Below are 24,846 nucleotides of genomic sequence, written 5' to 3' on the forward strand. Positions count from 1 at the left end.
TTAATTAAAACCAAAACCACAATTCAAGAATAAATTCAATTTATTTTGACTTTAGTAACTGCTTCAAACTGGCCTGGAAATCTTTGGGATAGGGAGCCTCAGCAAGAATATCCTTTCGATCTAAATCCATGAACTTGATTTTAAACGCATGTAATGCTGTTCTGGCTAAAAGCGGTTTTTCTTCATCGTATTTTCCAATGGAGAATTTCTTTTTGATTGAAGACAAATAAAAGGCCTGGCCTCCATATTTTTCATCCCCGACTATTGGTGCATCTAAATATGCTAAATGTGCGCGAATTTGATGGGTTCGTCCGGTAAGCGGCATGCATTCTACAAGTGTAAATTGATGAAGTACTGAAATAGTCTCAATGATGGTGGAGGAAAATTTACCTGCCTTGTCAACTTTAGTTATCCCGGATGAATGGCTCAAATTAAGTTCTACAACTCTTTCTTCAAATTTATGTCTTCCATGAACAATGGCATGATATATTTTCGCAACCTCTCTGTGCTCCAATTGTAAAGCAAGATTTTTATACGCGTCCGCCGATTTAGAAAAAACCAGAATTCCACTCGTTTCCTTATCCAATCGATGACAGACCTGGGCATTTGAATTGTACTCTTTTGCAAGTTCAAGTAAGGAGGGTAAATTGGAGTCAGAGCGATCGTCCAATACCGAATAGGATATTGGTTTATTTATTATAAAATAATGATCATTCTCAAATACAATTGAATCGGCTAATTTAAATCTCTTCGACACTCTCTTTTTTGACTTTCTCTTTTAGCGCTTTTTCCAGATTAAAAGTAAAAACTGTTCCAATTCCCAGTTTACTTTCCACTTGAATTTCAGATCCGTGGGCCTCAATGATATGCTTTACAATTGAAAGACCGAGTCCGGAACCTTTCTTTGATGTGTTTTTATTGCGGCTTTTATCTACCATAAAAAATCTTTCAAATACTCTATTCAAATGTTCCTGAGGAATACCGGCACCATTGTCCCTTACGGACACTTCAACAAAATCCTGTTTGTTTCTAAAACTTATTTGGACAAATCCCTCAATTTCCCGGCCGTATTTAATAGCATTTTCCAAAAGATTGGTAATTACCTGATTGATCCTCATTTTGTCAGCAATCACAAATACCGGATTTTTATTTTCTTCATCGATCACAATATTTGTCCCCTGTTTTGAGGCTTTTCTTTCCAATTGATCGAGTACTTCAAAAGCCAGGGCCCGAATATCAAATATTTCTTTTTGCATGGTAATCGCTCCTATTTCCATTTGAGAAACAGTAAGTAGATCTTTCACCAATCTGTCGAGACCATCTAAACTTTTTGCAGCCTTTTTCAGGAATTTCATCCTGATTCTTTTATCATCAACCGCCCCTTCCAGCAGGGTGTAAATAAATCCTTGTGCAGCAAAAATCGGAGTCTTTAATTCATGCGATACATCTGCCAGGAATTCCCTTCTAAAACGATTGGTCCTTTTCAATGCCTCAATTTCAGCCTGCTTATTGGATGCAAAGCTTTTAATTTTCTGATTGATTCTTTTTAAAGGGTTTATTTGAGCTCTCGAATCCTGGTCGATCTCATCTTCAAATGATTCTTCATTTTTTAATTCATTCAAGACCTCATGGATATCTTTAATTTCTTTGAAGATTAAAAATTCCAAAGTCAGATAACAGAGTAAGAATGTACAGGAAAAGGAAATGGCTCCAGCCACCAATAAAGCGACACTAGAGGTCCCTTCAATTAAGGAAAGAAATGCCGTGGTGACAAGCGAAATAGTCGCCGCAAGCAGGAAAGCTGTTGCCCGCGAATTAACATCCATCAGCTTATATTTTCATCAAATTTATAACCCACGCCTTTTACAGTAGAAATGTATTCACTTCCAATTTTCTCTCTTACTTTTCGAATATGCACATCAACGGTTCTAGCCAAAACATAAACATCGGTTCCCCATATATTTTTTAAAAGATCGTCTCTGCTAAATACTTGATTTGGGTTCTGAGCTAAAAAATAAAGCAGCTCAAACTCCTTTTTTGGCAAAACAACGGATTGTCCATCGATGCTTACCAAATAGCTGGATTTATCAATTTCCAATTTACCAATGGTGATTTTCTCATTCTTCTTATTGTCCTTGACCTCTCTTCTGAAAAACGCCTTGATCCGGCTCATCAAAGCCCGTGGTTTAATTGGTTTTACAATATAGTCATCCGCTCCAACATTAAAGGCAGCTATTTCTGAGTATTCTTCTGCCCGGGCAGTGAGAAATATAATGTACATGCCATTGAGGTCCGGATTTTCGCGCATTAACCGACATGCCTCTACCCCGTCCATAACAGGCATCATAATGTCCAGAAGCACAATATCAGGAATAAAACTTGCAGCCACTTCGACGGCCTCCCTGCCATCTCCGGCGATTTTAACCTTATAACCTTCTTTTTCAAGATTGTATTCAAGCATTTCTGCTATGTCCGACTCATCCTCAACCACCAGAATTTTATGCTTTGATTTGTCACTCATTGCTGTACTAGTTTGCTCCTAATATTTCCTTTATCTTATTTTCCAGACTGGATCCTCTGAGGTTTTTTGCAATAATTACACCATTCTGATCCAATAAAAATGTAGCAGGAATTCCCCTTACACCATATAAGGCGGCCGCCTGCGATCGCCAGCCTTTTAAATCTGAAACATGACTTTCCCAACTCAGATTATCTTTTTGAATTGCATTTACCCATTTGTCCTTACTGTTGTCCAGAGATACACTGTAAATGGTGAAGCCTTTATCTTTATATTCTTCATAAGTCCTGACTACGTTTGGATTTTCCCTTCGGCAAGGTCCACACCAGGAAGCCCAAAAATCCAGCAGTACCACCTGCCCTCTTAAAGAAGACAATGCAACTTGTTCTCCCTGAGGATTTTCAAGCAAAATATCAGGTGCTTCATCTCCAATGTCGGGTGGCCCCTGAGGAAATGATGAAAAATAAGCTTTAGCTATGTCTGAATTTGGAAATTCATTGAGATAGGCTTTAGATATTTTTCCAGCAAATGCTTTGTCGGATTGTGCAAATGATTCGATTATTGCGGCATATAGAATTTCCTTTGAAGGACCATCGATCTTTGTTCTGATCATTTCCTGGGATTTATTTTTTAAAACCTGAAAATTTGAACCAAGAAATTGCTGATAATAAATCAGATATTTTGTCTTAAACATATCTCCTCTAAGCAATTCGGGATCATTCAATTCATTCAATCCCAAATATTGGTCAGGGCCCTCTCCTTCTTCTCTTGCAAAATAATTACTGATCTTTCCAACGAATGTTTTTGGATTCGCCTCGTATAATTTTTTAAATTCGATGTGTTGCCACTTTACAAGTGTATCGTAATCTGACCTTATTTTATTAATCGCTGCTTCAAACTGTTCCTGATTATTCCCAAAATCCGAACGGGCTTTTGATACCCTTTGATTTATTGATTGTATGCCCGAATTACTTGTTGATACTATTTTCTGATATTCTATAAATAGCTCATTTTCTTTTGAGTTCAGAATTTCTGCTTTCGCCAATTGACCTTTTTTCCCTTTGATTTCGATATTCTCATCGGCAATAATCAAGATTTTACCGCCCTCCTGACCAAATCCAATTTTGTAAAAGCCCCTTGGAATGTTTTCAGAATATTCAAATGTAAATTCTCCTGATGTCATCTCTGCCGTATCAACAGGTAAGGTTTGAGATCCAAAAAACTCATACAGAATGATTTGTTCATTCTGGGCATTTTCAATTTTTCCTTTGATTTTTTGCTTAGCTGAAATTGAAAGATTTACAGATAAGAGAAGAATAACGAATAAGTATAAAAATTTGATGCTTTTGATAGTATTTGATTTAAAGTTTAAAACTAAAGAGAATTTAAATGAATCAAATTTAATTAATTGTTAATTAATATAAATCAGAGTCTTTCGGTTAGTCCTTTGTATGATCTTAAGTCACATTCAATAGCCCCAATGAACATCGAAGCCTTTATTTTTAATGGTATTTTGTTTTTATCATCAGAATAATAAACTAAAATCGTATTTGCCCCATTCTCAAAAAGCTCATTATTTGGGATAATTGGCGTGAATACATGCGTATTTTTTTTGCCAAATTTGGTTTTAATTTCTTCGGTGCCTAAATATTTCACCTCAGCTTTATAAAAAGTATCTTCAAAAAAAGTATTAACCGGAATCAATTCTCCGGGACTCAGATTATTAAAATCCAAAGCCCGTATATAATAAAAACCCGAAATCAAATCTTGAGTATACTCTTCTATGCTGTATTCCTTGTTGAATTTTTTATAACCATTCCTTTTTCTTTCAGTTACAGTAGCAATTTTGCGATCAGGGTCAAAATAAGTGGTCTCTTCCGTAAAATAATTGCCTTCTTCGATATGCCGGTAAAATTTTACTGGCGTTACTGAATTTTTATCAATAAAAGTTCTCCAGGTATCGCGAACACGTAAAACCCAGTCAAAGGGCCCTGTGGTTCTACCGAATACATTGACCTGATAACATTCATTATTTTCAATTTCATGCAATTTATCGTCAACCGTAATAGTGGCTTCTCCCGCATTGATCAATCCATAATGTACTCTGAATTTCAATTCTTCTCCTTTTTTAAAAGGAATTGAAGTAATTTTCTTTTGTGCCATTGTAGTAAGTGCACAAAAAAGAACTACAGATAAGAATATTATGAATTTAGCCCTCATACAGCATATACATTAAAAACCGTACCAAATTAATTTTCAGCATACCTGTTAATTAATGTGTCAACGTATTCTTGAAAAGAAAGATATTCCGAAGCCAGATATTCCTGTTCAAATGAGTTTTGCATCGAGTTATATCTCAGATAGGACATAAAAAATGTATTATTTGGTAAATCTTTTAACGCCCTGATTCTAAATCCTCTATACGATTTGAATTTTAAAGTGTCAATTCCAGTTACCCAACGATCAATAAATATCCTTTTTAAACTTGATTTGATTGTTGAATCAATACTTTCATCAAATGTATTATACAAAGAGTCCAAAGCCTTTGCACCTTCAATTACATATTCTGTGAATTCTTTTTCTTCTTCAAGTTCATTGAAATATTCAAAGTAAATGCGGTGATCTTTTCCATATTTCAGCTCTAGATATTTTAAAGCACCATAATCACCGACAAATGTTGCGAGATTTTCGTTTATATCTATCTCGTCTTTTATAAAAATTTCAGAGTGAGTCAATTCGTGTATTATTGTGTTAGCAAGATCGCCTTCGGATTTTTCAAGCATCCTTGATAAAATCGGGTCTTTGAACCAGCCCAAGGTAGACCATCCGCTTACTGAACGGATATTGGTATCGTATCCCTTTTCTTTTATCTTTTCTGCTTCCTGAAATGCCACATCCAAATCAAAAAATCCCTTGTAAGGGAAAGTACCGAACAATGGAAATCGCCATTCATATGCTTTTAATTCAAATTCCGGGCATGCAGTGACAATCCACAATATGTCTTTCCCTTTTTGATCGTAAACCGTAGTGTAATTCTCCGATTTTTCATATCCAAGATGTTCATTTGAAAACTCTTTTATCTCCCTTATGATTTTCAATTTAATTTTTAATGAATCGGGAAATTCATCGGAGACAAGAACTTCATCAAGTTCCTGCGCTGCCATTAGAATTTTAATTTGTCCTTTTAACTGGACCAATCCATAGTGAACATTATTCCAATTTGAGACCAAAAAAAATAAAAGAATTAAGCCAAGGAAAAGAAAAATATATTTCAATTATTGCCTGGTTTAATATTCAGAAGTTTAAAATATTCCTGAAATCTCACATAAAGTCCGAATGACAATCCCCATTTATTATCTCTGATATTGTAATTAGGTTCCATCCTTGGAAGGATTCTCAAATTATTTTTGAGCTTGATATCATTAAGGAGTCTCAAAATGATTATTTCTCTCTGGTTCTGCAAAGCAAAGGGTTCCCTCCAATTTTGACTGGTAGACTGATATAATGCACCTCCATTCCAGGCACTGAACTCATCTCCATTCCAATAACTCAACATTACAGAACCCATATGTGAATTAATGGTCAAATTGAGATAATATCCATAACCGTCTTTAAAAGGGGGAATTATTAATTCGGTAGATTCAAGAGAGTTGAATGTAAGAAAATATCCCTGGAACCTTAGAGAATTGATAAAACCTTCGCCTGTTTTTGCAAAGACATCTAACCCACTTCCCAAATTATACACAGTTCTTGCAGGTTGAGGATCATCATCAATTTGACCTCCGAGATGTGTAACAACCCATTGTAATGGAATGCTGAGTTTATATGATTCATTATTAACAAATTTAACACTTCCGGAAGCCCCGCCATTAAACTCCTCCCGAAAAGGAGATCTGTCGTAAATGGTTCTGTTCCAGGAAATCCATCCATCAGCATCAAAATATTTGGAATTGAAAAGCACCTGTAAACCATTTTCGGGATTATCCGAAACGATTCTCTCAAAATCATATAATGGTTCAACGTAATTATGTTCAAGAGGTCCCCTTATGGTACCAAAGAGAAATTTGAATTTCTTATAATCATATCTTAATAAAAATGTAGGTTGAGTTAATGTGAAATCATTGTTTCCAAAATCCTTTCTCGTAATAATCCCAACTTTAACATAGAAATCCTTATGAAGATGATATGAAATTTCAGGTCTAAAAAGGTGGCCAAATAAGGTGTAACCTGTCACCGTTTTCTCATAATACTCATTATTTTTATTGAAAGCCAATCCGTAGATCTCCAAATTCAGATCTCCTACTTGAGAAGAATCCATATTTCTAAAATCATAAAACAGTCCTGAATTATCCAATTGTGCGGATAGTTCGGAAATCAAAGCGACAAGAAAAATGAAGAACAAAAACCAAACTTTTTTCATTTTCATCAGGCTGCGCAGATAGACTGCACACTTATATGACTTATTTGCAAAACGAAATAAATAAATTTCCAATATAGTTGTAATTTCACTTCAAATTAGCAGGAAAATGGCCGAAAATTCAGAAAAACTTAAAGCACTACAAATAACAATAGATAAACTTGAGAAAACCTATGGCAAAGGAACTGTCATGCGTCTCAATGACGAGAACGTTGTAGATATTCCGGCAATATCAACTGGATCTCTGGGATTAGACCTTGCCTTAGGCGTTGGAGGATTTCCGAGAGGGCGTATAATTGAGATATACGGACCAGAATCTTCCGGTAAAACAACTTTGTCAATGCATGCGATTGCAGAGGCTCAAAAAAAAGGTGGTCTTGCTGCATTTATTGATGCTGAGCATGCTTTTGACAAATCCTATGCTGAAAAACTGGGTATTGATCTGGAAAATTTACTTGTTTCTCAACCCGACAATGGTGAGCAAGCGTTGGAAATTGCAGAACATTTGATTCGTTCAGGTGCCATCGATATTATTGTTATTGACTCCGTGGCGGCTTTGGTCCCCAAAGGTGAAATAGAGGGAGAAATGGGTGATAGTAAAATGGGACTTCAAGCCAGGTTGATGTCGCAGGCTTTAAGGAAATTGACAGGAACAATTCACAAAACAAGCTGTACCTGCGTTTTTATAAACCAATTAAGAGAAAAAATCGGGGTAATGTTTGGTAATCCAGAAACCACAACCGGTGGTAACGCCCTTAAATTTTATGCCTCTGTACGACTTGACATTCGAAGGATAGGTCAGATTAAGGAAGCTGCTGATAATGTATTGGGAAACAGGACTAAAGTAAAAGTAGTGAAGAATAAGGTTGCCCCGCCTTTCAAAGTTGTTGAATTTGATATTATGTACGGATTGGGTATTTCCAAAGAAGGTGAGATTCTCGATATGGGAGTAGAACTGGATATCGTACAAAAATCGGGTTCCTGGTTTTCTTATGCGGGAAACAAACTTGGTCAAGGAAGAGATGCTGTGAAGAATCTTTTAATCGATAATCCTGAATTGGCGGAGGAAATTGAAAAAAAGATCAGAGATGTAATCAATGGAGTGCCTTCAAAAGAAGATAATAAAACTAAAAAAAGAAGACAAAAAGAAGTCGAACAGGACTAATGAACGTCCGAATAGTAGTTGAAGGCAAAGTCCAGGGTGTGTTTTACAGGGCCTCGACAAAGGCGAAGGCCAGACAGCTATCTTTAAATGGCTTTGTAAAAAATCAAAGTGACGGCTCTGTATTAATTGAAGCACAGGGTTCTGAAAATAATATTGAAGTCTTAATAGAATGGTGTAAAACGGGACCACCCGCTGCAAAAGTCGAAAACTGTCAATGGGAAAAAATAGGCCATCGAAGTTATTCCAAATTTGAAATACAATAAAAAAAGCCGGCTAATGCCGGCTTTTGTTTTATTATTATCTCCTTATTATTTAATTACAACTCTTTTACTAAATACGCCATCCGCGGTTTGGAATCTCAATATATAGAGTCCGGAATTTTCATTGCTGAGATCAAGATCAAAAATTCCCTTAGTTCCCATTGATTTCTTAGTAATCAACTCGCCCGTCATTGTGTAAACCTCTACTGATTTGGCCATATGCGATATTGAGTTGATGTGTACAATTCCCTTACTTGGATTCGGATATACATTAACTGTTTTTGCAATATCGTAAACCGGAAGATTGCCCAATGTCGTCGATGAAATAACATATTTATGTGCTTCATCATTGACACTGAGGTCATCAGATGTATTTTGACCAGCACCGTTAATATTATCGATCCAGACCTCAACTTTATGCAAGCCGGTACTGGCTGGCATCCATTGAGTAGAGTGTGTAAAAGTCATTGAGTCACCTTTTGACAGCAAAACCCCACTTACATTTTCTCTTTGTTCTGTTCCACCATCAATTCTGTAAACTACATCAAATGAATTGATTTGTGTATTCTGATTATTTACAATTATACCTTCAATATTGGCATTTTCATTTACCAGTACATTTTCAGCTGTTGTAATTGATGCAAATGACAAATCGAGATTGGTTTGTTTATCCGTACTGTAAGAAGCATGGAATACGTCCTTAGAGCCAACGTTTTGAACCCAAATAATTACGCCTAGATCCGTAAATTCCTCAACCGAATGTTCAGTAGAATGATTTATAGGATTCGTGGCATTTGAAGGTAATCTATAATTACCCTGAAAAGTATAGCTCAATTCATATGTCAAAGGCTGACCGGTATATATATTTCCGACATAGGTTCCATTCTCATTTGGCACCATTTTTTTCATTACATCATGAAATACTGTCTCTCCATTGCTTTTTACATTGTTAAAAGTTGTTTTTTCTATAATCGCACAATGTAATTTGTTATTTCCTTTCAGGTCTTTTAATGGTTTGATGGCTAAATTAATATCAACGGTTTTTCCGGTCACGGTAAAATTACTTTCAACTTCAAGAAATGCCGGAATATCTGAATAGGATTCTAAAATTGCATTGGTGTAAGAGTTGGAATTGCCATTCCAACCACCATCAATTTGCATGTTTGGAACCGAATTAACATTGTAATAATTTCTTCTTGCATTTCCTTCAGTGGTATAATAAGGATCACCCGTTCCAGGCCATGACATCTGATACTTTATAATTACAGGTGTACGCGAACTACCATTCCATACATTATCAGTATTTACATTGCCCGGATTACAAGGACCGCAGGTAGAAGAAGTAAATACTTCGTGAAAGGCATCTCTGCTTACAAATTCATCATAAACTTCAACCGATTTCGAAAGAGTATCGTTTAGGTTGTTAACATCCGTTGAACCACCATTTATATTTGTTACCCACATGGTAATTGTATATCGACCCAACATTTCGGGATTCCATGCATTTAATCTTGTTAAATTATAATTTTCACCCTGAGCCAAGGTCAATCCTGAAATTGGAAATACCACAGCCGCGCCGCCATCAACGCTCATTCCTACGTCAAATGAATTGACAGTCACGTTTCCAATATTTCTAATTACCGCTTCAGCATTAACTGGAGTATTATTCAAATTTACGAAGTCAGACATGGTAATCTGATTAAGAGCAAGATCAAGTCCTTGAGCCTTAATGATATACGATCCAAGAACTAAGATGGTGAGAATTAAAAATCTTTTCATATTGTTTGTGTTTTTGATTTTCGAAGTTAATGCTATGATTTCAGCTTGGCAAATCATCGCCCCAAGAAAATGATGATCTTGCGTCAGTTTTCATCCATTATATAGCTCCTAGAATAGATTCCCTGTCGAGCATTTTCTAAAAAAACTAAATTCATTTTCTTATCTATTTTTGCGCGATGCGCATACTTCAATACATATACATGGTCTGGGTTGCAATCGTTTTTACATTCTGGATGATTGTTATTCTGCCATTACTGCTAATCCCTTATATTTTTGGTTTAAAGATTGGCGGAGATATAGCCTACTTTTTCCTTAAAGTATGGTCCTATTTATTCAGCTGGATGAATTTCATTTATTTTCGGGTAAAGGGCAGAGAAAAAATAGACAAAAACAATGCAAGTATTGTCATCAGCAATCATACGTCATTTTTGGATGCTCCCGCATTTGCAATTGCCATGAATGGACAATGCCGGCCGCTGGGAAAAATTGAAATGACCAAATTCCCGATTTTTGGCTGGATTTACAGAATGAATGTAGTTCTTGTAGACAGGAGCAGTCAGGAGAGTCGCAAAAAGAGTTTTGATGAATTGAGAAGAACCATTGCAAAGAATATATCTATTTTGATTTTTCCGGAGGGCACTATGAACCGTGGAGATACCCTTTTGCAACCATTTTATGATGGAGCTTTCAGATTGGCGAAACAATTAAATGTTAATATTCAACCAATGGTCATTGAAAATGCCATAAATTTAATGCCCAGATCCGGGCCATTTTCAATAAAACCCGGTACAGTCAGGATTCAGTTTCTCGAACCTGTGTCACCTGAAAATTATACTGAAAAAGATTTGAAAGAACATTGTTTTCAAATTATGCATGATTTTTTGAACCGTAAAAACACAAATAAAAACTCCTGACAAACATTATTGACCTTTAGAGTATTTTAAGTACTGAGCTTTAAAAGAAATCTAGAAATTGAAACACGAACTATATAAAAATGAAGAAAATATTAACACTAGTCACTTTAGCCATTTTTACCATGGGGTCTAAGTCAAATGCTGATACCAAAATGGTAGAAAAAGTCGCCCAATCTACAGACAAACTTGTCATCCCTTATGAGAAATATATTCTCGATAATGGATTAACACTGATCATACACGAGGATCATTCCGATCCGGTCGTTCATATAGATGTAACATACCATGTAGGTTCTGCCAGAGAAGAAATTGGCAAATCCGGGTTTGCACATTTTTTTGAACACATGATGTTTCAGGGCTCTGAAAATGTCGGCGATGATGAACACTTTAAAATTGTGAATGAATCAGGTGGAACTCTCAATGGTAGCACAAATAAAGACAGAACCAATTATTTTGAAACATTACCTTCTAATCAATTGGAGATTGGACTATGGCTCGAAGCCGACAGAATGGGCTATTTATTAGACGCTGTAACTCAGGAAAAATTTGAAATCCAACGCGCTACTGTAAAAAATGAAAGAGGCCAAAACTACGACAACAGGCCATATGGCCTTGCAGGAGAGTACAGCTCCAAAAATCTATATCCATATGGGCATCCATATTCATGGTTGACCATAGGATATATTGAAGATTTGAACAGAGTTGATGTTAACGACCTAAAGAAATTTTTCATGCGTTGGTACGGACCCAACAATGCCACCTTAACCGTTGGCGGTGATGTGAATCCTAAAAATGTACTGGCACTTACAGAAAAATATTTTGGAAGTATTCCAATGGGGCCCGAAGTTAAAAACATGGATAAGATGATTCCTACGATTGAATCTGACCGATATGTTTCTTATGAAGATCAGATTAGATTTCCAATGCTTCGAATGACCTGGCCTACCGTTCCGGTTTATCATGAAGATGAAGCAGCCATTGATTGTTTTGCGAGTATTATTGGTGGAGGACAAACTTCGATTCTTCATAAAAACTTAATCAAAACTCAAAAAGCTGTACAGGCATCGGCCTTTCAACCCTGTTACGAACTTTCAGGTGAATTTACCATGTTGGCCCTCGCCAATCCGGGTACACAGCTAGCAGAAATTGAAAAAGTTTTCAGGGAATCACTCAAGGAATTTGAAGAAAGGGGTGTGAAAGATGAGGATGTAAGAAAATATGCTGCCCAGCGCGAATCATCGGTGATTTTTGGTCTTTCCACTGTTCGTGGAAAAGTATCTCAGCTCGCTCAATACGCAACTTTCACAGAAAGTCCAAATTACATTCAAAAAGATCTCGAGAGATATCAAAATCTAACAACCGAGGATGTAATGAATGCCTATAATAAATATATCAAAAGCAAAGCCTCCGTTATTTTGAGTGTATATCCTGAAGGCGCCAAGGACCTGATAGCCGCAGATGACAATTTTGAAATTGACAAATCGAATTACAAAGCAGGTCCGGATGAATATTCGGATTTAGTCTATAATAAACCCAAAGATGATTTTGACAGAGGTGTTAGACCTCCATCAGGTGAAAATCCGGTAATTACCATTCCAGAAACCTGGCGTCATGCATTGCAAAATGATATTCCAATCATCGGCACAAGCAGCAATGAAATTCCCGTTGTAAATATTCTTCTGACTTTGGAAGGTGGACAAAGATTGGAAGCAAAGGATCCATCCAAGGCAGGAATAACCAATCTTATGACCAGCTTGATGAACGAGTCAACGCAAAACAGAAGTGCGGAAGACATGGCAAAAGCCCTGGAATTATTGGGAAGCTCAGTCTCTGTAAGGGCTTCAGATAATCAAATTACTGTCAATATAAGGACTCTGAAAAAATACCTGGGTCAAACAATGGAATTGGCCAATGAAATTTTATTTCAACCGGGTTTTAAAGAAGAAGATTTTAATCGTTTAAAAAAGCAGCAACTCGAATATATTGCCAATCAAAATACACAGGCTCCGGCAATAGCAACGAAGGTTTATAATAAAATTTTATACGGTCAGAACAACATATTGGGGATTCCTTCAATAGGTACTACCGAAACTGTTGAAAATATTAGTCTGGCTGATGTCAAACAATATTATGCAAGAGTCTTCTCCCCTTCCACAGCAAACATTGTAGTTGTGGGGCAGGTAGAAAAAGAAGAAATCATTCCTTTAATGAATAGTTTTCAACAATGGAATGGCAAAGCGGTTGAAATTCCCAAGGAATTTAAAATTCCAATACAGGAGAATACCACAGTGTATTTGGTTGATAAAGAAAAATCGGCTCAGTCTCAGGTCAGAATTGGAAAGTACACCGGCCTGACCTACGATGCAACGGGTGAATATTACAAAACCACTTTAAGTAATTACCCTTTAGGAGGTTTCTTTAATTCAAGAATCAACATGAATTTGAGAGAAGATAAAGGTTATACTTATGGAGCCCGTTCCAGTTTTAGTGCAGATAAATACGATGGAACATTTACGGCTTATGCAGGCGTAAAACTTGATGCAACTGCTGCTTCAGTGAATGAATTTATGAGTGAGATTTCAAACTATTACCAAAACGGAATGACGGATTCGGAATTGGAATTTATGAAAAATTCCATTGGTCAAAGAGAAGCGTTGTCCTATGAATCTCCTTATCAAAAAGCATCCTTTCTTCGAAGAATCATAACATATAATCTGGAAGATGATTTCACACAGAAGCAAAATGAAATCTTACAAAATATTAAGAAAGAGGAACTGGATATGCTTGCCAAAAAATACCTTGACCCCGATAAAATGAATATCATTGTTGTGGGAGATAAATCAGTTATAAAAACAGATTTAGAAAAATTGGGCTTTCCTGTCAAGGAACTCGACAAGGACGGGAACGAAATAGTCAGTCCTGATACAGATAAACTAAAAGATAAAAAATAAGTAAATGAGCGGAGGAATTAAATCTTCCGCTTTTTTTTAGTTTCTAACCGCTTCTGCAAGAAGATCAGCTTCTGTTATAATGTGTACCGTGTTAGATTCATCTCTTACCAGTAATGCTCCGTGTTTACTAATCATTGAAGATAAAGTATCAACAGTGGTATCCATAGCCACAAATGGGAAGGGTTCTTCCATCACATCCTCTACTTTTTTGTTTTTTAGTTCCGGGTCGGAGATGATTTTCTTTAAAAGTCGCGAATCCACAATACTCCCTACGATTTCATTGTGTCCGTTTTGAACGGGAATTTGAGATATGGCCTTTTTATTAAGAAGATTGATGACATCCGAAACCTTATCTTCTTTGGATACTGTAATTAATTTACCTTGTCGCTCAGCGATTTCTCTTGCATTAGAAAACTGTCGGTTTTCTAAAAATCCTCTTTCCTTCATCCAGTCATCGCTATATACTTTTCCCAGATATCTCGTACCATGGTCTGGTAGTATAATTACCATGACATCCTCCTCTTTTAAATTTTCTTTAGCGTAATCGAGGGCTCCGGCCACTGCAGAACCACAAGACCACCCAATGAACAATCCTTCTTCACGTGCCAGCCTTCTCGCCATAATTGCACCGTCCTTATCTGTTACTTTTACAAAATGATCAATCACAGAAAAGTCAACATTTTTTGGAAGAATATCCTCTCCGATACCTTCGGTTAAATAGGGATAAACTTCTTTTTCATCAAATACGCCGGTCTCTTTGTATTTTTTAAATACCGATCCATAAGTATCAATACCAACAGTAACCACCTCTTTATTTTGCTCTTTTAAGTATTGGGCTGTTCCGCACATGGATCCTCCAGTACCTACTCCGGCGGCATAATGTGTAATCTTTCCCTCAGTATCCTTCCAAATTTCAGGCCCGGTAGTTTCATAATGGGCTTTCGTATTCGACATGTTATCGTATTGATTAGGATAAAAAGAGTTTTCAATTTCCTCATTGAGCTTTTTTGCAACAGAGTAATACGATCGCGGGTCAGTAGGCTCCACATTGGTAGGACAAACAATAACTTCCGCCCCCATGGCTTTAAGGATGTCGATTTTCTCTTTGGATTGTTTATCAGCTAATGTAAAAACACATTTATAACCTTTGGCAATGGCAGCAAGGGCCAGCCCCATCCCGGTATTGCCTGAAGTACCCTCGATAATGGTCCCTCCCGGTTTTAATTTGCCTTCCTTTTCAGCATCTTCTACCATTTTAATGGCCATTCTGTCTTTCATTGAATTACCCGGATTGAAATATTCAACCTTGACTAAAATGGTCCCTTTTATTCCCCTGTTGACCTTATTTAATTTAATTAAAGGTGTATTTCCAATGGTTTCAATGATAGAGTTAAGGTATTTCATTATTTGTATTTGATTTATTGCAAAGATAAAGTTCAGCGGCAGCTAAATACAATTTAATTTTAAGAGTTTTTGACTTTTCCCGCCAAAAGATACAAGACAGCCATTCTTATTGCCACCCCATTTTCTACCTGGTCGAGGATAATGCTGTGATCCGAGTCAGCAACATCGCTGTCAATTTCCACTCCTCTGTTGATGGGTCCGGGGTGCATTATCAGAATTTCCTTATCCAGCTGATCCAGAATATTTTTGTTGATTCCGTAATAGAGTGAATATTCTCTAAGCGAAGGAAAATATTTTGCCTTTTGTCTTTCCAGCTGAATTCGCAAAACATTGGCAACATCACACCATTCCAGGGCCTTTATTAAATCCAATTCCTTTTTAACCCCTAGTTTTTCAATATATCTTGGAATTAAAGTATTCGGACCACAAACCATTATTTCCGCACCTAATTTTTTTAATGCGAAAATATTCGATAATGCCACTCTTGAATGTGTAATGTCTCCAATTATAGCCACTTTTTTCCCTTTTATCTGACCCAAAGACTTTCTTATAGAATAGGCATCTAAAAGTGCCTGTGTCGGATGTTCATGTGTTCCGTCGCCGGCATTTATTATTGCCGCATCAATATTTTTTGAAAGAAAATGACATGCTCCGGGACTGGAATGTCGCATCACAATCATATCCACTTTCATTGCCAAAATATTGTTAACGGTATCAAGAAGCGTTTCCCCTTTCTTCAATGAACTCGATGAACCCGAAAAATTGACCACATCAGCCGAAAGCCTTTTTTCCGCAAGCTCAAAGGATATTCTGGTTCTTGTGGAATTTTCAAAGAATACATTGGCAATGGTAATATCTCTGAGCGATGGGACTTTTTTGATAGGTCGATTAATAACTTCTAAAAAGTTATCTGCAGTTTCAAAAATTAAATGTAGATCCTCTTTATTCAGTTCGTGTATTCCTAAAAGATGATCGACGCTCAGATTTGTCATGTTATTCTTCTTCTAAATCTATAAGCCAAACTTTATTTTTAATATCCTTTTCATCCCATTGCACTTTTACTCTTTGTGAGTTCAAAGTATTTACTGTTCTTCCAATATAATCCGGTTTGATTGGTAATTCCTGAGAGTTTTTTCGATTTATTAGAATCATTAACTCCACAGATTTTGGTCTCCCGAAAGCAATCATCGCATCTAGTGCGGCTCTCACCGAGCGGCCGGTAAACAATACATCGTCTACAAGAATTACGTGTTTATTTTCTATTAAAAATGGAACTTCAGTGCTGCTCGCCTTGATCGGCTCAGATTTTCTTCTGAAATCATCCCTGTAAAAGGTCACATCCAATTGACCAAGGGCAATTTCCTTATCTAATAAATCTTTAATTCTTTTTTGAATACGGGAAGCGAAAAGAGTTCCTCTGGGTTGCATTCCCAAAATAACGGTATCCTCAAAATTGGAATAATTTTCAATTAGTTCCTGACACAGCCGGCTAAGCGTTATGTTCAGTTGTCTGGTGTCGAGAATACAGCGTTTCTCCATGAGGCTTCGGCAAAATTAGTAATTGTTTAGGTAATTAATAAATCGCGATGGCCTTAAGTTTTTCTTTATCAAGTGATAATATGCGATACTGCAATACTCTGGGCTGAGCGTATTCATTGCCCGGAATTTCAATTGTTAAAACTCCTTCATCAAATGACCATTTGGCATTTTCAAATTTCATAGGAAAATCTGTAGGGCTTATCGCATGATATAATACTTTGCCCTCTTCTTTTAATTTAAACCCTTCTCTACCTCTTGACATCGGAAAATCATACGTCTCTGGTCTGTAATAAATTGTATCTCCACTTGTTTCCTCACCGGCAAAATACCAAACCTGCTCTTTTAACAAATCAAAATCGAAGCTTTTCTCTTCTGCTTCTTCTTTTTTGCAAGAGGGGGCTATTAAAATAAACACAAGCGATGTGAGGATTATACTTTGTAATATTTTCATATTGTGAATTTCAAATTCTTGAAACAAGTTTACATAATTATCTTTACCAAATATTGCACCAAATAACGAAAACACTTGGACAATAAGAGCATCTCTAAAATACTTCAAAAAGCTGCAAAACTATTGGAATTGCATGAAGCAAATCCATTTAAAGTGAGATCCTATCAAAATGCGGCCTTCAATATTGAGAAAATTCCGGTTTCTATTGCTGAAACAGCACCTGAAGAGTGGCAAAATATAGATGGTATTGGTAAAAATCTGAATGACAAACTCGCGAGTATCTTAGAAAATGGATCATTTAAGGAGCTCAATGAACTATTAGAAAAAACACCTGAGGGTATCGTTGAAATGCTCGATGTCAAAGGTGTTGGCCCTAAAAAAATAAGGGTACTTTGGAAGGAATACCATATTCAAAATAAAGATGAGCTACTAAATGCGGCAAAGGAAGGCAAACTGGCCGATTGGAAAGGGTTTGGCGATAAAACACAGAAAGCAATTCTGGATTATTTGCTATTTGCCAAAGAGCAAAGTGGAAAAGTATATTATGCAGAAGCTGAAAATATCGCAGAAATAATTCTTGAAGAACTTAAGCCTGAAGTGGAAAGAATCGAATTGGCAGGCGAGGCAGCGCGGTTACTTGAGGTGGTCGAATTATTGCAGTTTCTGGTTATTGCCGATTACGATAAATTGCTGGATAAATTAGAAACCATGCCGGGAATTGATCTGAATTTCAAAACTTCCGGACCTTTTTCTCTTAAAGGGATTATTAAAGAAAAAGAGCTGGCTATTGAATTTTTATTTGCAGACAAAGCCGATTTTGGTAATAGATTAATTTATTTAAACAGTGATGCTGATCATTTCAATAAAAGCAATGCCGAAGGGCAAAGTTTTGGAGAGTTTTTGAATAAGACATCCTTTCAAGAAGAAAGTGAAGTCTACACTGCATTTGGTGCAGAATGGATTCCTCCAGAACTCAGGGAAGGAATGAATGAGTGGGAATTGATGAAGGAAGGTAAATTGAATGAACTTTTACAAGATCAGGACCTCAAAGGAACAATTCACAATCACAGCACCTATTCTGATGGACGTAATACCTTAGAGGAAATGGCCAGGGCTGCAAAAGAAATGGGCCTTGAATACCTCGGAATCAGCGATCATTCAAAATCAGCCTTTTATGCCAACGGGCTCGATGAAAGTCGTATTATTCTGCAGCATAAAGAAATTGATGAGCTAAATAAAAAAATGTCAGCATTTAAAATATTTAAAGGCATTGAATCGGATATTTTAAATGACGGCTCCCTGGATTATTCGGATGATGTTCTTAAGTCCTTTGATTTTATTGTTGCAAGTATTCATTCCGGATTAAGTATGGATGAAAGAAAAGCTACAGCAAGACTAATCAAAGCAATAGAAAATCCATATACTACCTTTTTAGGCCATCCAACGGGAAGGTTGTTATTAAAACGAAAAGGATATCCCATCAATCATAAAATGATTATTGATGCCTGTGCAGAAAACGATGTGATTATTGAAATTAATGCAAATCCCTGGCGTTTGGATTTATCATGGGAGTGGGTTTCATATGCCATAGAAAAAGGATTATGGTTGAGCATCAATCCGGACGCACATGAAATAAAAGGTTACAAAGACATGCATTATGGTGTTTGTGTTGGAAGAAAAGGTGGCCTGACCAAAGACAGAACATTTAATACCTTAAGTACAAAAGATGTGGAGTCCTATTTTTCAAAAAAGAAATCAAAGGCCTGATTGATGAAAATTCTAATTGTGAGATTTTCTTCCATTGGAGATATCGTTTTGACAACTCCGGTCATAAGAACTTTGAAAAATCAGTTAAATGCCGAGATTCATTATTGCACCAAGGCCCAATATTCAGATATTCTTTCTGCCAACCCTTATTTAAACGGTATTCACCTTTTAGACGATAAATTCTCTACCCTGGTTAAAAAACTAAAAAAAGAAAATTTTGATATACTCATCGACCTCCACAATAATATCCGAACCAAACGATTAAAATTGGCTTTAGGGATTAAATCCACTTACACTTTTAATAAGGTCAATTTCAAAAAATGGCTTCTGGTTAACTTTAAAGTCAATAAGCTTCCAAATGTTCATATTGTCGATCGATATATGGATACGGTAAAAGCGTTGGGTGTTGAAAACGACAATTTGGGTTTGGAATATTTTATCGATGAAAAAGATGAAATCGAAAAAGAATGGCTACCTGAAAGCCACCGAAAAAAATACGTTGCCTTTGTAATTGGCGCCAAGTTCAATACAAAAAAATTGCCTGTTGAAAGGATGATCGAACTTTGTGACAAGATCAACAAACCCATAGTTCTAATTGGTGGTCCGGAAGATGCATCCAATGCTAAAATTATAGAAGAGTTTTTTGAACGAAAAGAAGAAAATGCCTCCTATGAAGAAGGATTGAAGGAATTGGGTAAAAAAACTGAAGTATTTAACGCTTGTGGTAGGTTTTCCATTAATCAAAGTGCGGATTTAATTAGGAAAGCAAGTCATGTTTTTACACATGACACCGGAATGATGCATATTGCTGCGGCTTTTAAGAAGAATGTTTTCTCCATCTGGGGGAATACAATACCATCTTTTGGTATGTACCCTTATCAAACGAAATTCACTGTGCTTGAAAACAATAAAATTTCGTGCAGACCTTGTTCAAAAATAGGTTATAATAAGTGCCCCAAAGGGCATTTTAAATGCATGAATGATATTGTATTTGACTTTTATATCCCCTGAAATTACAGAAATACTTTTCGCATCATTTTTTCCAGTCTTTTTGAGGTTCTCATATTTTGGCTAAAAATAACTGAATCGTTTTCTACACGAATATAATAGCTGAAAATCGAATTGTAATTCTCCGATCGGCAATTTTGTGGTCCGTATCTCAAATCATTGATTTCATAATAATTCGAATCTTTTTTTGTAATACTCAAATAACCTCTGCTCAAATTAAATAAGGGATACAAATCGATTAATTCCGAGATTTCAATAAAGTAATATTTGTTTTTTGGAATTGTGTAATAATCAAGCTCATCTGTTTGAAATACGCTTATTGCGCTATGCGATACATAGAATGTATCGGGATGTTCAATTACAGCTCTATATTTAAAAGGTTCAAAAAGTACCGGTTGCGTGGCTACCCTAAGAGCCTCATCAAATCTTGCTTCTTCTCTAATTAAAACTTTAAAATATTCCTGGTAAGCTAAAAGCATAGCTAAATAAGTACAAGACAATAACAATGTCCAACGATTGGTTTTAAAGGCCCAGTTTTTATTTTGAAATACGAATAGTAGTGCCAATCCCGAACCGAGGCTAAAAGAGTATATAAGATCAATTACATATATACTTTGTGTGGCAATTCTCGTATCGAGTGGCCAGAAAAGTTGGGTGCCCCAGGTGGTCAAACAATCGAGAAAAGCATGACTGAGCAATACGAGAAAAATACAGATGAAGAGTCGAAAATTGCTGGTGTTTTTTACAATCGGTAAATAGCGGTTAAAGAATATTATTAGAAATGACAATAGCAGAAACGGAAGAACGGCATGCGAAAATGAACGATGCAAGATCAATTCTTCATAATCACTGACATTAAACATCAGAAACATATCCAAATCCGGAATTGCAGCTATAATCGCACCCAAAAAAATCGCCCTTCTTGGATTTTCCGATTTTAAGATTTGCGATGAGACCGCGCCTCCCAATGCCATTTGAGTTAAAATATCCATTTTTGTCTACTGAATCAAAAGTCCAAAATATTGAAAAAAGATCCTTTGGGTGCTGCACTTATAGATTATATCTCCGGAAATAAAAGAGAATTTATAAAAGTCGCCTCCAGTCTCGGAGAAGAAGATAACTTATGGGTCAAACAGTTCTTTAGAACTTATTTGGAAATGCCGGAAGTCGAAAGAATGGCCTTAAAGCATTGCAAAGGAAAAGTATTGGATGTGGGAGCAGGAGCCGGTGCTCATTCCCAATATTTAAAAACCAAAGGCTTAGATGTTTATCCGATTGATATTTCAGAGGGCGCGGTAGAAGTGATGAAAAAAAGGAGCCTTGAAAAAGCGAGAAAGATCAATTTTTTCGATTTGACTTCTGAAAAATACGATACCATTTTAATGTTGATGAATGGGATCGGGATTACCGGAACGATTGATAAGTTAGGATTATTCTTTCAAAAAGTGACTGAATTGCTAAATGATGATGGTATTCTGATTTTTGACTCGTCTGATATCATATACATGTTTGAAGATGAAATTGGCAATTTTGAATTGAATCATGAGAATTATTACGGAGAAGTAAAATACACCATGAGCTATAAAAACATTAAAGGCGACTCTTTTGACTGGCTTTTTATTGACTTCCATACTTTTAAATCTATTGCTGAAAAAAACAATTTTCATACGAAGATTTTATCGAAACAAAACAATAATGCATATACTTGTATGTGTTCCAAAGTGTAATGAATCAAATATAATTGGCAATAAGTAGTACGATTTATTTAAATATTAATCATTTCTTTTTTTAATTGCCTTGTTTGGCATAATTTCGGGGTTTATAATCCTGGAATGAATATTGCCTGGAGTAATAGAATCAAATATTATATAGTATGAAAAAATTAGTATTTATCCTTCTTGGCGCCTTCCTAAGTCTAAGCGTAATGAGTCAGGATTTTGAAGGTACCATACAGTTCAAAGTGAAAATTTCCGGAGAGGAATTTGACAGGTACTCCAAAGCATTTCCCGAATCAATTCAATTGAAAATAAAGGGTCACAATATGCGAGGTAAAACTAGCGGCGGTCAGATTACGTCATTGATGAGCGGTTTTATTTTTGATGGCGATCACAAGACAGCATATGTTATTTCAGATGCATTCCAGACAGCATTTAAATTGAAATCTGCAGATTTTGATGAAAATTCCAAGGAGCACGCTACAAAATTTGAAATCACCAATACCGGTGAGAAGGAAACCATCGCGGGTTATGAATGCACCAAATATATTGCAAAAGAACAAGGCAAAAGTACAGTAATCACCATTTGGACAACCGATCAATTCACTATTTCTAAACCTACTAACCTGGCAAATCTCACTGGAAATATATTTCTTGAAGGTGTAGAAGGATTTCCGATGAAGGCCATCACTAGTCAAAATAATACGAATATGCTGGTTGAAGTTGCCGATGTCAGGAAAGAACCTGTCGATGTTTCGGCATTTGAAATTCCAACAGGTTACAGAATCCAGGATTTTGACTTTAGTATGTTTAATGCTATGTTGCCTAATGGTGGTAATTAAGAATAATTAGGAGCGTTTTTATTATCCAAATCAAATTTTGCTCAAGAGATTAATTCATAAACACATTCAAAGAATTACAGGTCATGTTTATGTATGGCCCGTGTTTTTCCTTTTGATCCTGGTCAATAGCAGTTGTCAAAAGGATGATCGTTTTGAAGGGGTAATTAATTTTGATGTAATCATCAATAATGATGAAACAGGTAAAATGAAATCTCTTGCTCCGGAGAAATACCATTTTAAAATCAAAAAAAACAGGATAATATTTACCACTGAAGGTGGCCTTTCATCTACACTCTTTGGAGGAATGATATTCGACGGTCAGAAAGACGAAGGTTACTTGCTGATGAAATCAAGTCAGCTTGCCTATAAAATGGCTAGAGGCAAAGATTCAAAATTGGCAAAAAAAGCTTCTGAAGTCACTTCCGAGATTAAAACAACCAATGAGAAGGATAAGATATTGGGCTATTCGGTGGAAAAATTTATCGTGAAAAGTACAGAAGAAGGTAAAACCACTACCAATGAAGTTTGGGTCACAAAGGAAATTAACATTGACTTCCCTAAAAGTTTGGTAGAAAGTACCCCGGATATGTTTTTTGGAGCCTTTGAAGGATTTCCTCTCAAGGTAATCACCACCTCTCAAACTGGCCGTGAAATTACCCTCATTGCCAGCGAGATAGATGAAACAAGCATTTCATCGAGTGCTTTTGATATTCCGGATAACTATAAGGTGACGGAAGACGATCCGAGTGACATGATCAACATGTTTCGGCAATTTCTCAAGTAGAAATCCCTTTTCTTATTTTATCACTTTCAATGATGTGTACGCCCTCCTTATTCAGTTTGGAGAATTCAATCATGGCTTTAGCAATGTCCCTGGCCTGAACACCTTTGTATTTTGACATTGATTTGGGCAATATCGGGTCTATGATTGAAGTGACTTTTTTTGCTATTTCTTCACCTAATCTGGTTTCTTTTCTTTCGCCGAGTATCAATGCCGGTCGAAATATTCCAATCGTCTTAAATGGCAATTTGGATATAGCCTCTTCCATTTTACCTTTAACTCTGCTGTAGAAAAACATACTCCTTCTATTGGCTCCCATCGAGGATACGATGAACATTCGTTTTGCACCATGTTGCAATCCTATTTCAGCTAATTTCAAGGGGTAATCAAAATCGACTTGTATAAATTTTTTTTTCGAGCCTGCTTTTTTCATGGTTGTACCCAAACAACAATAAATATCGTCCACTTCATTATTAAACTCCATGGAGTCCAAATCCTTAAATGCAACCAGACGTTCTCTTAAAACCGGATGACTCATGCCGCTGGGTCTTCGTACAAAAGTCACAATTCTCTCGTAATCACCTTTTTCTAGTAAAATATCAAGTAGATGAGAACCTACTAATCCTGTTGATCCTGCTATAATTGCTTTTTTAGACATTTAAATATTTTGCAATAAGGCTAATATTTCGTTCTGCAAGGTCATACTTTTATCCTTATTATACCAACTCTGCACATCTTCATAGAATTTTTGCTTTTCGGTCCATGGTTTTAATTTAAATTCCAATACCATTTTTTGAAGAGGTTCAGGCCTCGGTCCCCAGGTAACTATTATATTCAAATTTTCATCCAATTGGATAATTTTAGGAATACTTCTGGTACCATTCGTCAGAAAAATATCGATCAATTCAGGATTTTCATCTCTTAAAACCAATCTCAAATTTAAAAAATCATTGTATTGACTTACTTCATGAAAAGCCGGTAGGTTTTGGGCTGCATCTCCACACCATGGTTCGGTGATCACCAGCCATGTAATCCTTCTATCCAATTTTTTGACTTCTTCCAAAAGTCTACTCTTTATCCTGAATTGCTTATGGATGCGTTTTGAACGTTGAAAATTCAATTTTGTGAAATTGATCATTTCTTCGCTTTGTTCATGCCAATTGGTTTTTTCTTCATATACCAGACTTTCAAAAAAGTTGTGGTATTCAGCATATGACATTGATTTTTGTATGTATTTATTGAGGTTTATCATTATTAAATAATGGCTATCGAACACTAAATGTCAATTCCATTAAATAAAATCCTCAAATCACATTATTGTTTGTAATTTTGCCG

The 24,846-nt window shown here is 36.2% G+C and carries 24 protein-coding genes and 1 pseudogene; 9 read left to right on the forward strand and 16 right to left on the reverse strand.

The features are described from left to right. Positions 1–40: 40 nt before the first annotated feature. The 8 genes and pseudogenes from HZR84_04445 to HZR84_04480 form a co-directional block, all read right to left on the reverse strand. Positions 41–757, reverse strand: a complete 717-nt coding sequence (locus HZR84_04445) for an RluA family pseudouridine synthase (protein ID QNL21216.1) — start codon at positions 755–757, stop codon at positions 41–43. After that, the gene (locus HZR84_04450) at positions 741–1,826 is read right to left on the reverse strand and encodes a GHKL domain-containing protein (GenBank protein ID QNL21217.1); all 1,086 of its coding nucleotides are present in this window, start codon (positions 1,824–1,826) and stop codon (positions 741–743) included. Before HZR84_04450 ends, HZR84_04445 begins: the two co-directional genes overlap by 17 nt. Further along, positions 1,826–2,521 carry a response regulator transcription factor gene (locus HZR84_04455; GenBank protein ID QNL21218.1) on the reverse strand — a complete coding sequence of 232 codons (696 nt, stop codon included), beginning with the start codon at positions 2,519–2,521 and terminating at the stop codon, positions 1,826–1,828. The genes HZR84_04450 and HZR84_04455 overlap by 1 nt, the downstream gene beginning before the upstream one ends. A 7-nt stretch (positions 2,522–2,528) precedes the next feature. Beyond that, on the reverse strand, positions 2,529–3,212 hold the full coding sequence (locus HZR84_04460; protein QNL23189.1) for a TlpA family protein disulfide reductase: 684 nt from the start codon (positions 3,210–3,212) through the stop codon (positions 2,529–2,531). A 306-nt stretch (positions 3,213–3,518) separates the two neighbouring features. Then, positions 3,519–3,923: pseudogene (locus tag HZR84_04465) on the reverse strand (DUF4369 domain-containing protein). Between the two features lie 20 nt (positions 3,924–3,943). Continuing rightward, the gene (locus HZR84_04470) at positions 3,944–4,681 is read right to left on the reverse strand and encodes a DUF3108 domain-containing protein (GenBank protein QNL21219.1); all 738 of its coding nucleotides are present in this window, start codon (positions 4,679–4,681) and stop codon (positions 3,944–3,946) included. A gap of 86 nt (positions 4,682–4,767) precedes the next feature. Continuing rightward, on the reverse strand, positions 4,768–5,682 hold the full coding sequence (locus HZR84_04475) for an aminopeptidase (GenBank protein ID QNL21220.1): 915 nt from the start codon (positions 5,680–5,682) through the stop codon (positions 4,768–4,770). 107 nt (positions 5,683–5,789) lie between these two features. Further along, positions 5,790–6,938, reverse strand: coding sequence for a hypothetical protein (locus HZR84_04480; protein QNL21221.1), 1,149 nt, complete (start codon positions 6,936–6,938; stop codon positions 5,790–5,792). Positions 6,939–7,044: 106 nt separating this feature from the next. On the opposite strand from HZR84_04480, the gene recA reads away from it, so the two are divergent. Together recA and HZR84_04490 are read left to right on the forward strand one after the other, a co-directional pair. After that, positions 7,045–8,100 (forward strand): recombinase RecA, encoded by a 1,056-nt coding sequence (recA, locus tag HZR84_04485; protein QNL21222.1) that lies wholly within the window; start codon positions 7,045–7,047, stop codon positions 8,098–8,100. After that, on the forward strand, positions 8,100–8,363 hold the full coding sequence (locus HZR84_04490) for an acylphosphatase (GenBank protein QNL21223.1): 264 nt from the start codon (positions 8,100–8,102) through the stop codon (positions 8,361–8,363). Before recA ends, HZR84_04490 begins: the two co-directional genes overlap by 1 nt. A 45-nt stretch (positions 8,364–8,408) precedes the next feature. On the opposite strand, the gene HZR84_04495 is transcribed toward HZR84_04490, so the two are convergent. After that, positions 8,409–10,139, reverse strand: coding sequence for a T9SS type A sorting domain-containing protein (locus HZR84_04495; protein ID QNL21224.1), 1,731 nt, complete (start codon positions 10,137–10,139; stop codon positions 8,409–8,411). Positions 10,140–10,339: 200 nt separating this feature from the next. Between HZR84_04495 and HZR84_04500 the strand changes: the two genes are divergently transcribed. Further along, the gene (locus tag HZR84_04500) at positions 10,340–11,053 is read left to right on the forward strand and encodes a 1-acyl-sn-glycerol-3-phosphate acyltransferase (GenBank protein ID QNL21225.1); all 714 of its coding nucleotides are present in this window, start codon (positions 10,340–10,342) and stop codon (positions 11,051–11,053) included. 80 nt (positions 11,054–11,133) lie between these two features. Next, positions 11,134–14,004, forward strand: coding sequence for an insulinase family protein (locus HZR84_04505; GenBank protein QNL21226.1), 2,871 nt, complete (start codon positions 11,134–11,136; stop codon positions 14,002–14,004). A 36-nt stretch (positions 14,005–14,040) separates the two neighbouring features. Here HZR84_04505 and HZR84_04510 read toward each other — a convergent pair whose 3' ends face one another. Genes HZR84_04510 through HZR84_04525 form a run of 4 tightly spaced genes read right to left on the reverse strand, consistent with a single transcriptional unit; the run spans position 14,041 to position 17,398 of the window. Next, entirely contained in the window at positions 14,041–15,408 is a 1,368-nt protein-coding gene (locus tag HZR84_04510; GenBank protein ID QNL21227.1) for a cystathionine beta-synthase, read from the reverse strand. Positions 15,409–15,467: 59 nt separating this feature from the next. Beyond that, complete coding sequence (locus tag HZR84_04515) at positions 15,468–16,400, reverse strand: aspartate carbamoyltransferase catalytic subunit (protein ID QNL21228.1); 933 nt, start codon at positions 16,398–16,400, stop codon at positions 15,468–15,470. A 1-nt stretch (position 16,401) separates the two neighbouring features. Next, the gene (gene pyrR / locus HZR84_04520) at positions 16,402–16,947 is read right to left on the reverse strand and encodes a bifunctional pyr operon transcriptional regulator/uracil phosphoribosyltransferase PyrR (GenBank protein QNL21229.1); all 546 of its coding nucleotides are present in this window, start codon (positions 16,945–16,947) and stop codon (positions 16,402–16,404) included. A 34-nt stretch (positions 16,948–16,981) separates the two neighbouring features. After that, complete coding sequence (locus tag HZR84_04525; protein ID QNL21230.1) at positions 16,982–17,398, reverse strand: hypothetical protein; 417 nt, start codon at positions 17,396–17,398, stop codon at positions 16,982–16,984. A 75-nt stretch (positions 17,399–17,473) separates the two neighbouring features. Between HZR84_04525 and HZR84_04530 the strand changes: the two genes are divergently transcribed. Together HZR84_04530 and HZR84_04535 are read left to right on the forward strand one after the other, a co-directional pair. Beyond that, positions 17,474–19,165 carry a PHP domain-containing protein gene (locus HZR84_04530; protein QNL21231.1) on the forward strand — a complete coding sequence of 564 codons (1,692 nt, stop codon included), beginning with the start codon at positions 17,474–17,476 and terminating at the stop codon, positions 19,163–19,165. A 3-nt stretch (positions 19,166–19,168) separates the two neighbouring features. Continuing rightward, on the forward strand, positions 19,169–20,176 hold the full coding sequence (locus HZR84_04535; protein ID QNL21232.1) for a glycosyltransferase family 9 protein: 1,008 nt from the start codon (positions 19,169–19,171) through the stop codon (positions 20,174–20,176). 2 nt (positions 20,177–20,178) lie between these two features. Here the strand turns inward: HZR84_04535 and HZR84_04540 are convergent, their stop codons facing one another. Beyond that, entirely contained in the window at positions 20,179–21,165 is a 987-nt protein-coding gene (locus HZR84_04540; GenBank protein ID QNL21233.1) for a metal-dependent hydrolase, read from the reverse strand. Positions 21,166–21,195: 30 nt separating this feature from the next. Here HZR84_04540 and HZR84_04545 point away from each other — a divergent pair, with 30 nt between their 5' ends. The 3 genes from HZR84_04545 to HZR84_04555 all read left to right on the forward strand — a co-directional run bounded on the left by HZR84_04545 (position 21,196) and on the right by HZR84_04555 (position 23,514). Then, positions 21,196–21,900: a class I SAM-dependent methyltransferase gene (locus HZR84_04545; protein QNL21234.1), complete on the forward strand. Its 705-nt coding sequence runs from the start codon at positions 21,196–21,198 to the stop codon at positions 21,898–21,900. Positions 21,901–22,046: 146 nt separating this feature from the next. Beyond that, positions 22,047–22,730 (forward strand): DUF4412 domain-containing protein, encoded by a 684-nt coding sequence (locus HZR84_04550; GenBank protein QNL21235.1) that lies wholly within the window; start codon positions 22,047–22,049, stop codon positions 22,728–22,730. Positions 22,731–22,767: 37 nt separating this feature from the next. Beyond that, positions 22,768–23,514, forward strand: coding sequence for a DUF4412 domain-containing protein (locus HZR84_04555; protein ID QNL21236.1), 747 nt, complete (start codon positions 22,768–22,770; stop codon positions 23,512–23,514). Here the strand turns inward: HZR84_04555 and HZR84_04560 are convergent. Then, positions 23,507–24,169, reverse strand: a complete 663-nt coding sequence (locus HZR84_04560) for an NAD-dependent epimerase/dehydratase family protein (protein ID QNL21237.1) — start codon at positions 24,167–24,169, stop codon at positions 23,507–23,509. The genes HZR84_04555 and HZR84_04560 overlap by 8 nt on opposite strands. Further along, positions 24,170–24,763 (reverse strand): thioredoxin family protein, encoded by a 594-nt coding sequence (locus HZR84_04565; GenBank protein ID QNL21238.1) that lies wholly within the window; start codon positions 24,761–24,763, stop codon positions 24,170–24,172. Positions 24,764–24,846: the final 83 nt, after the last annotated feature.

Source organism: Hyphobacterium sp. CCMP332 (assembly GCA_014323545.1).
Lineage (GTDB): Bacteria > Bacteroidota > Bacteroidia > Cytophagales > CCMP332 > CCMP332.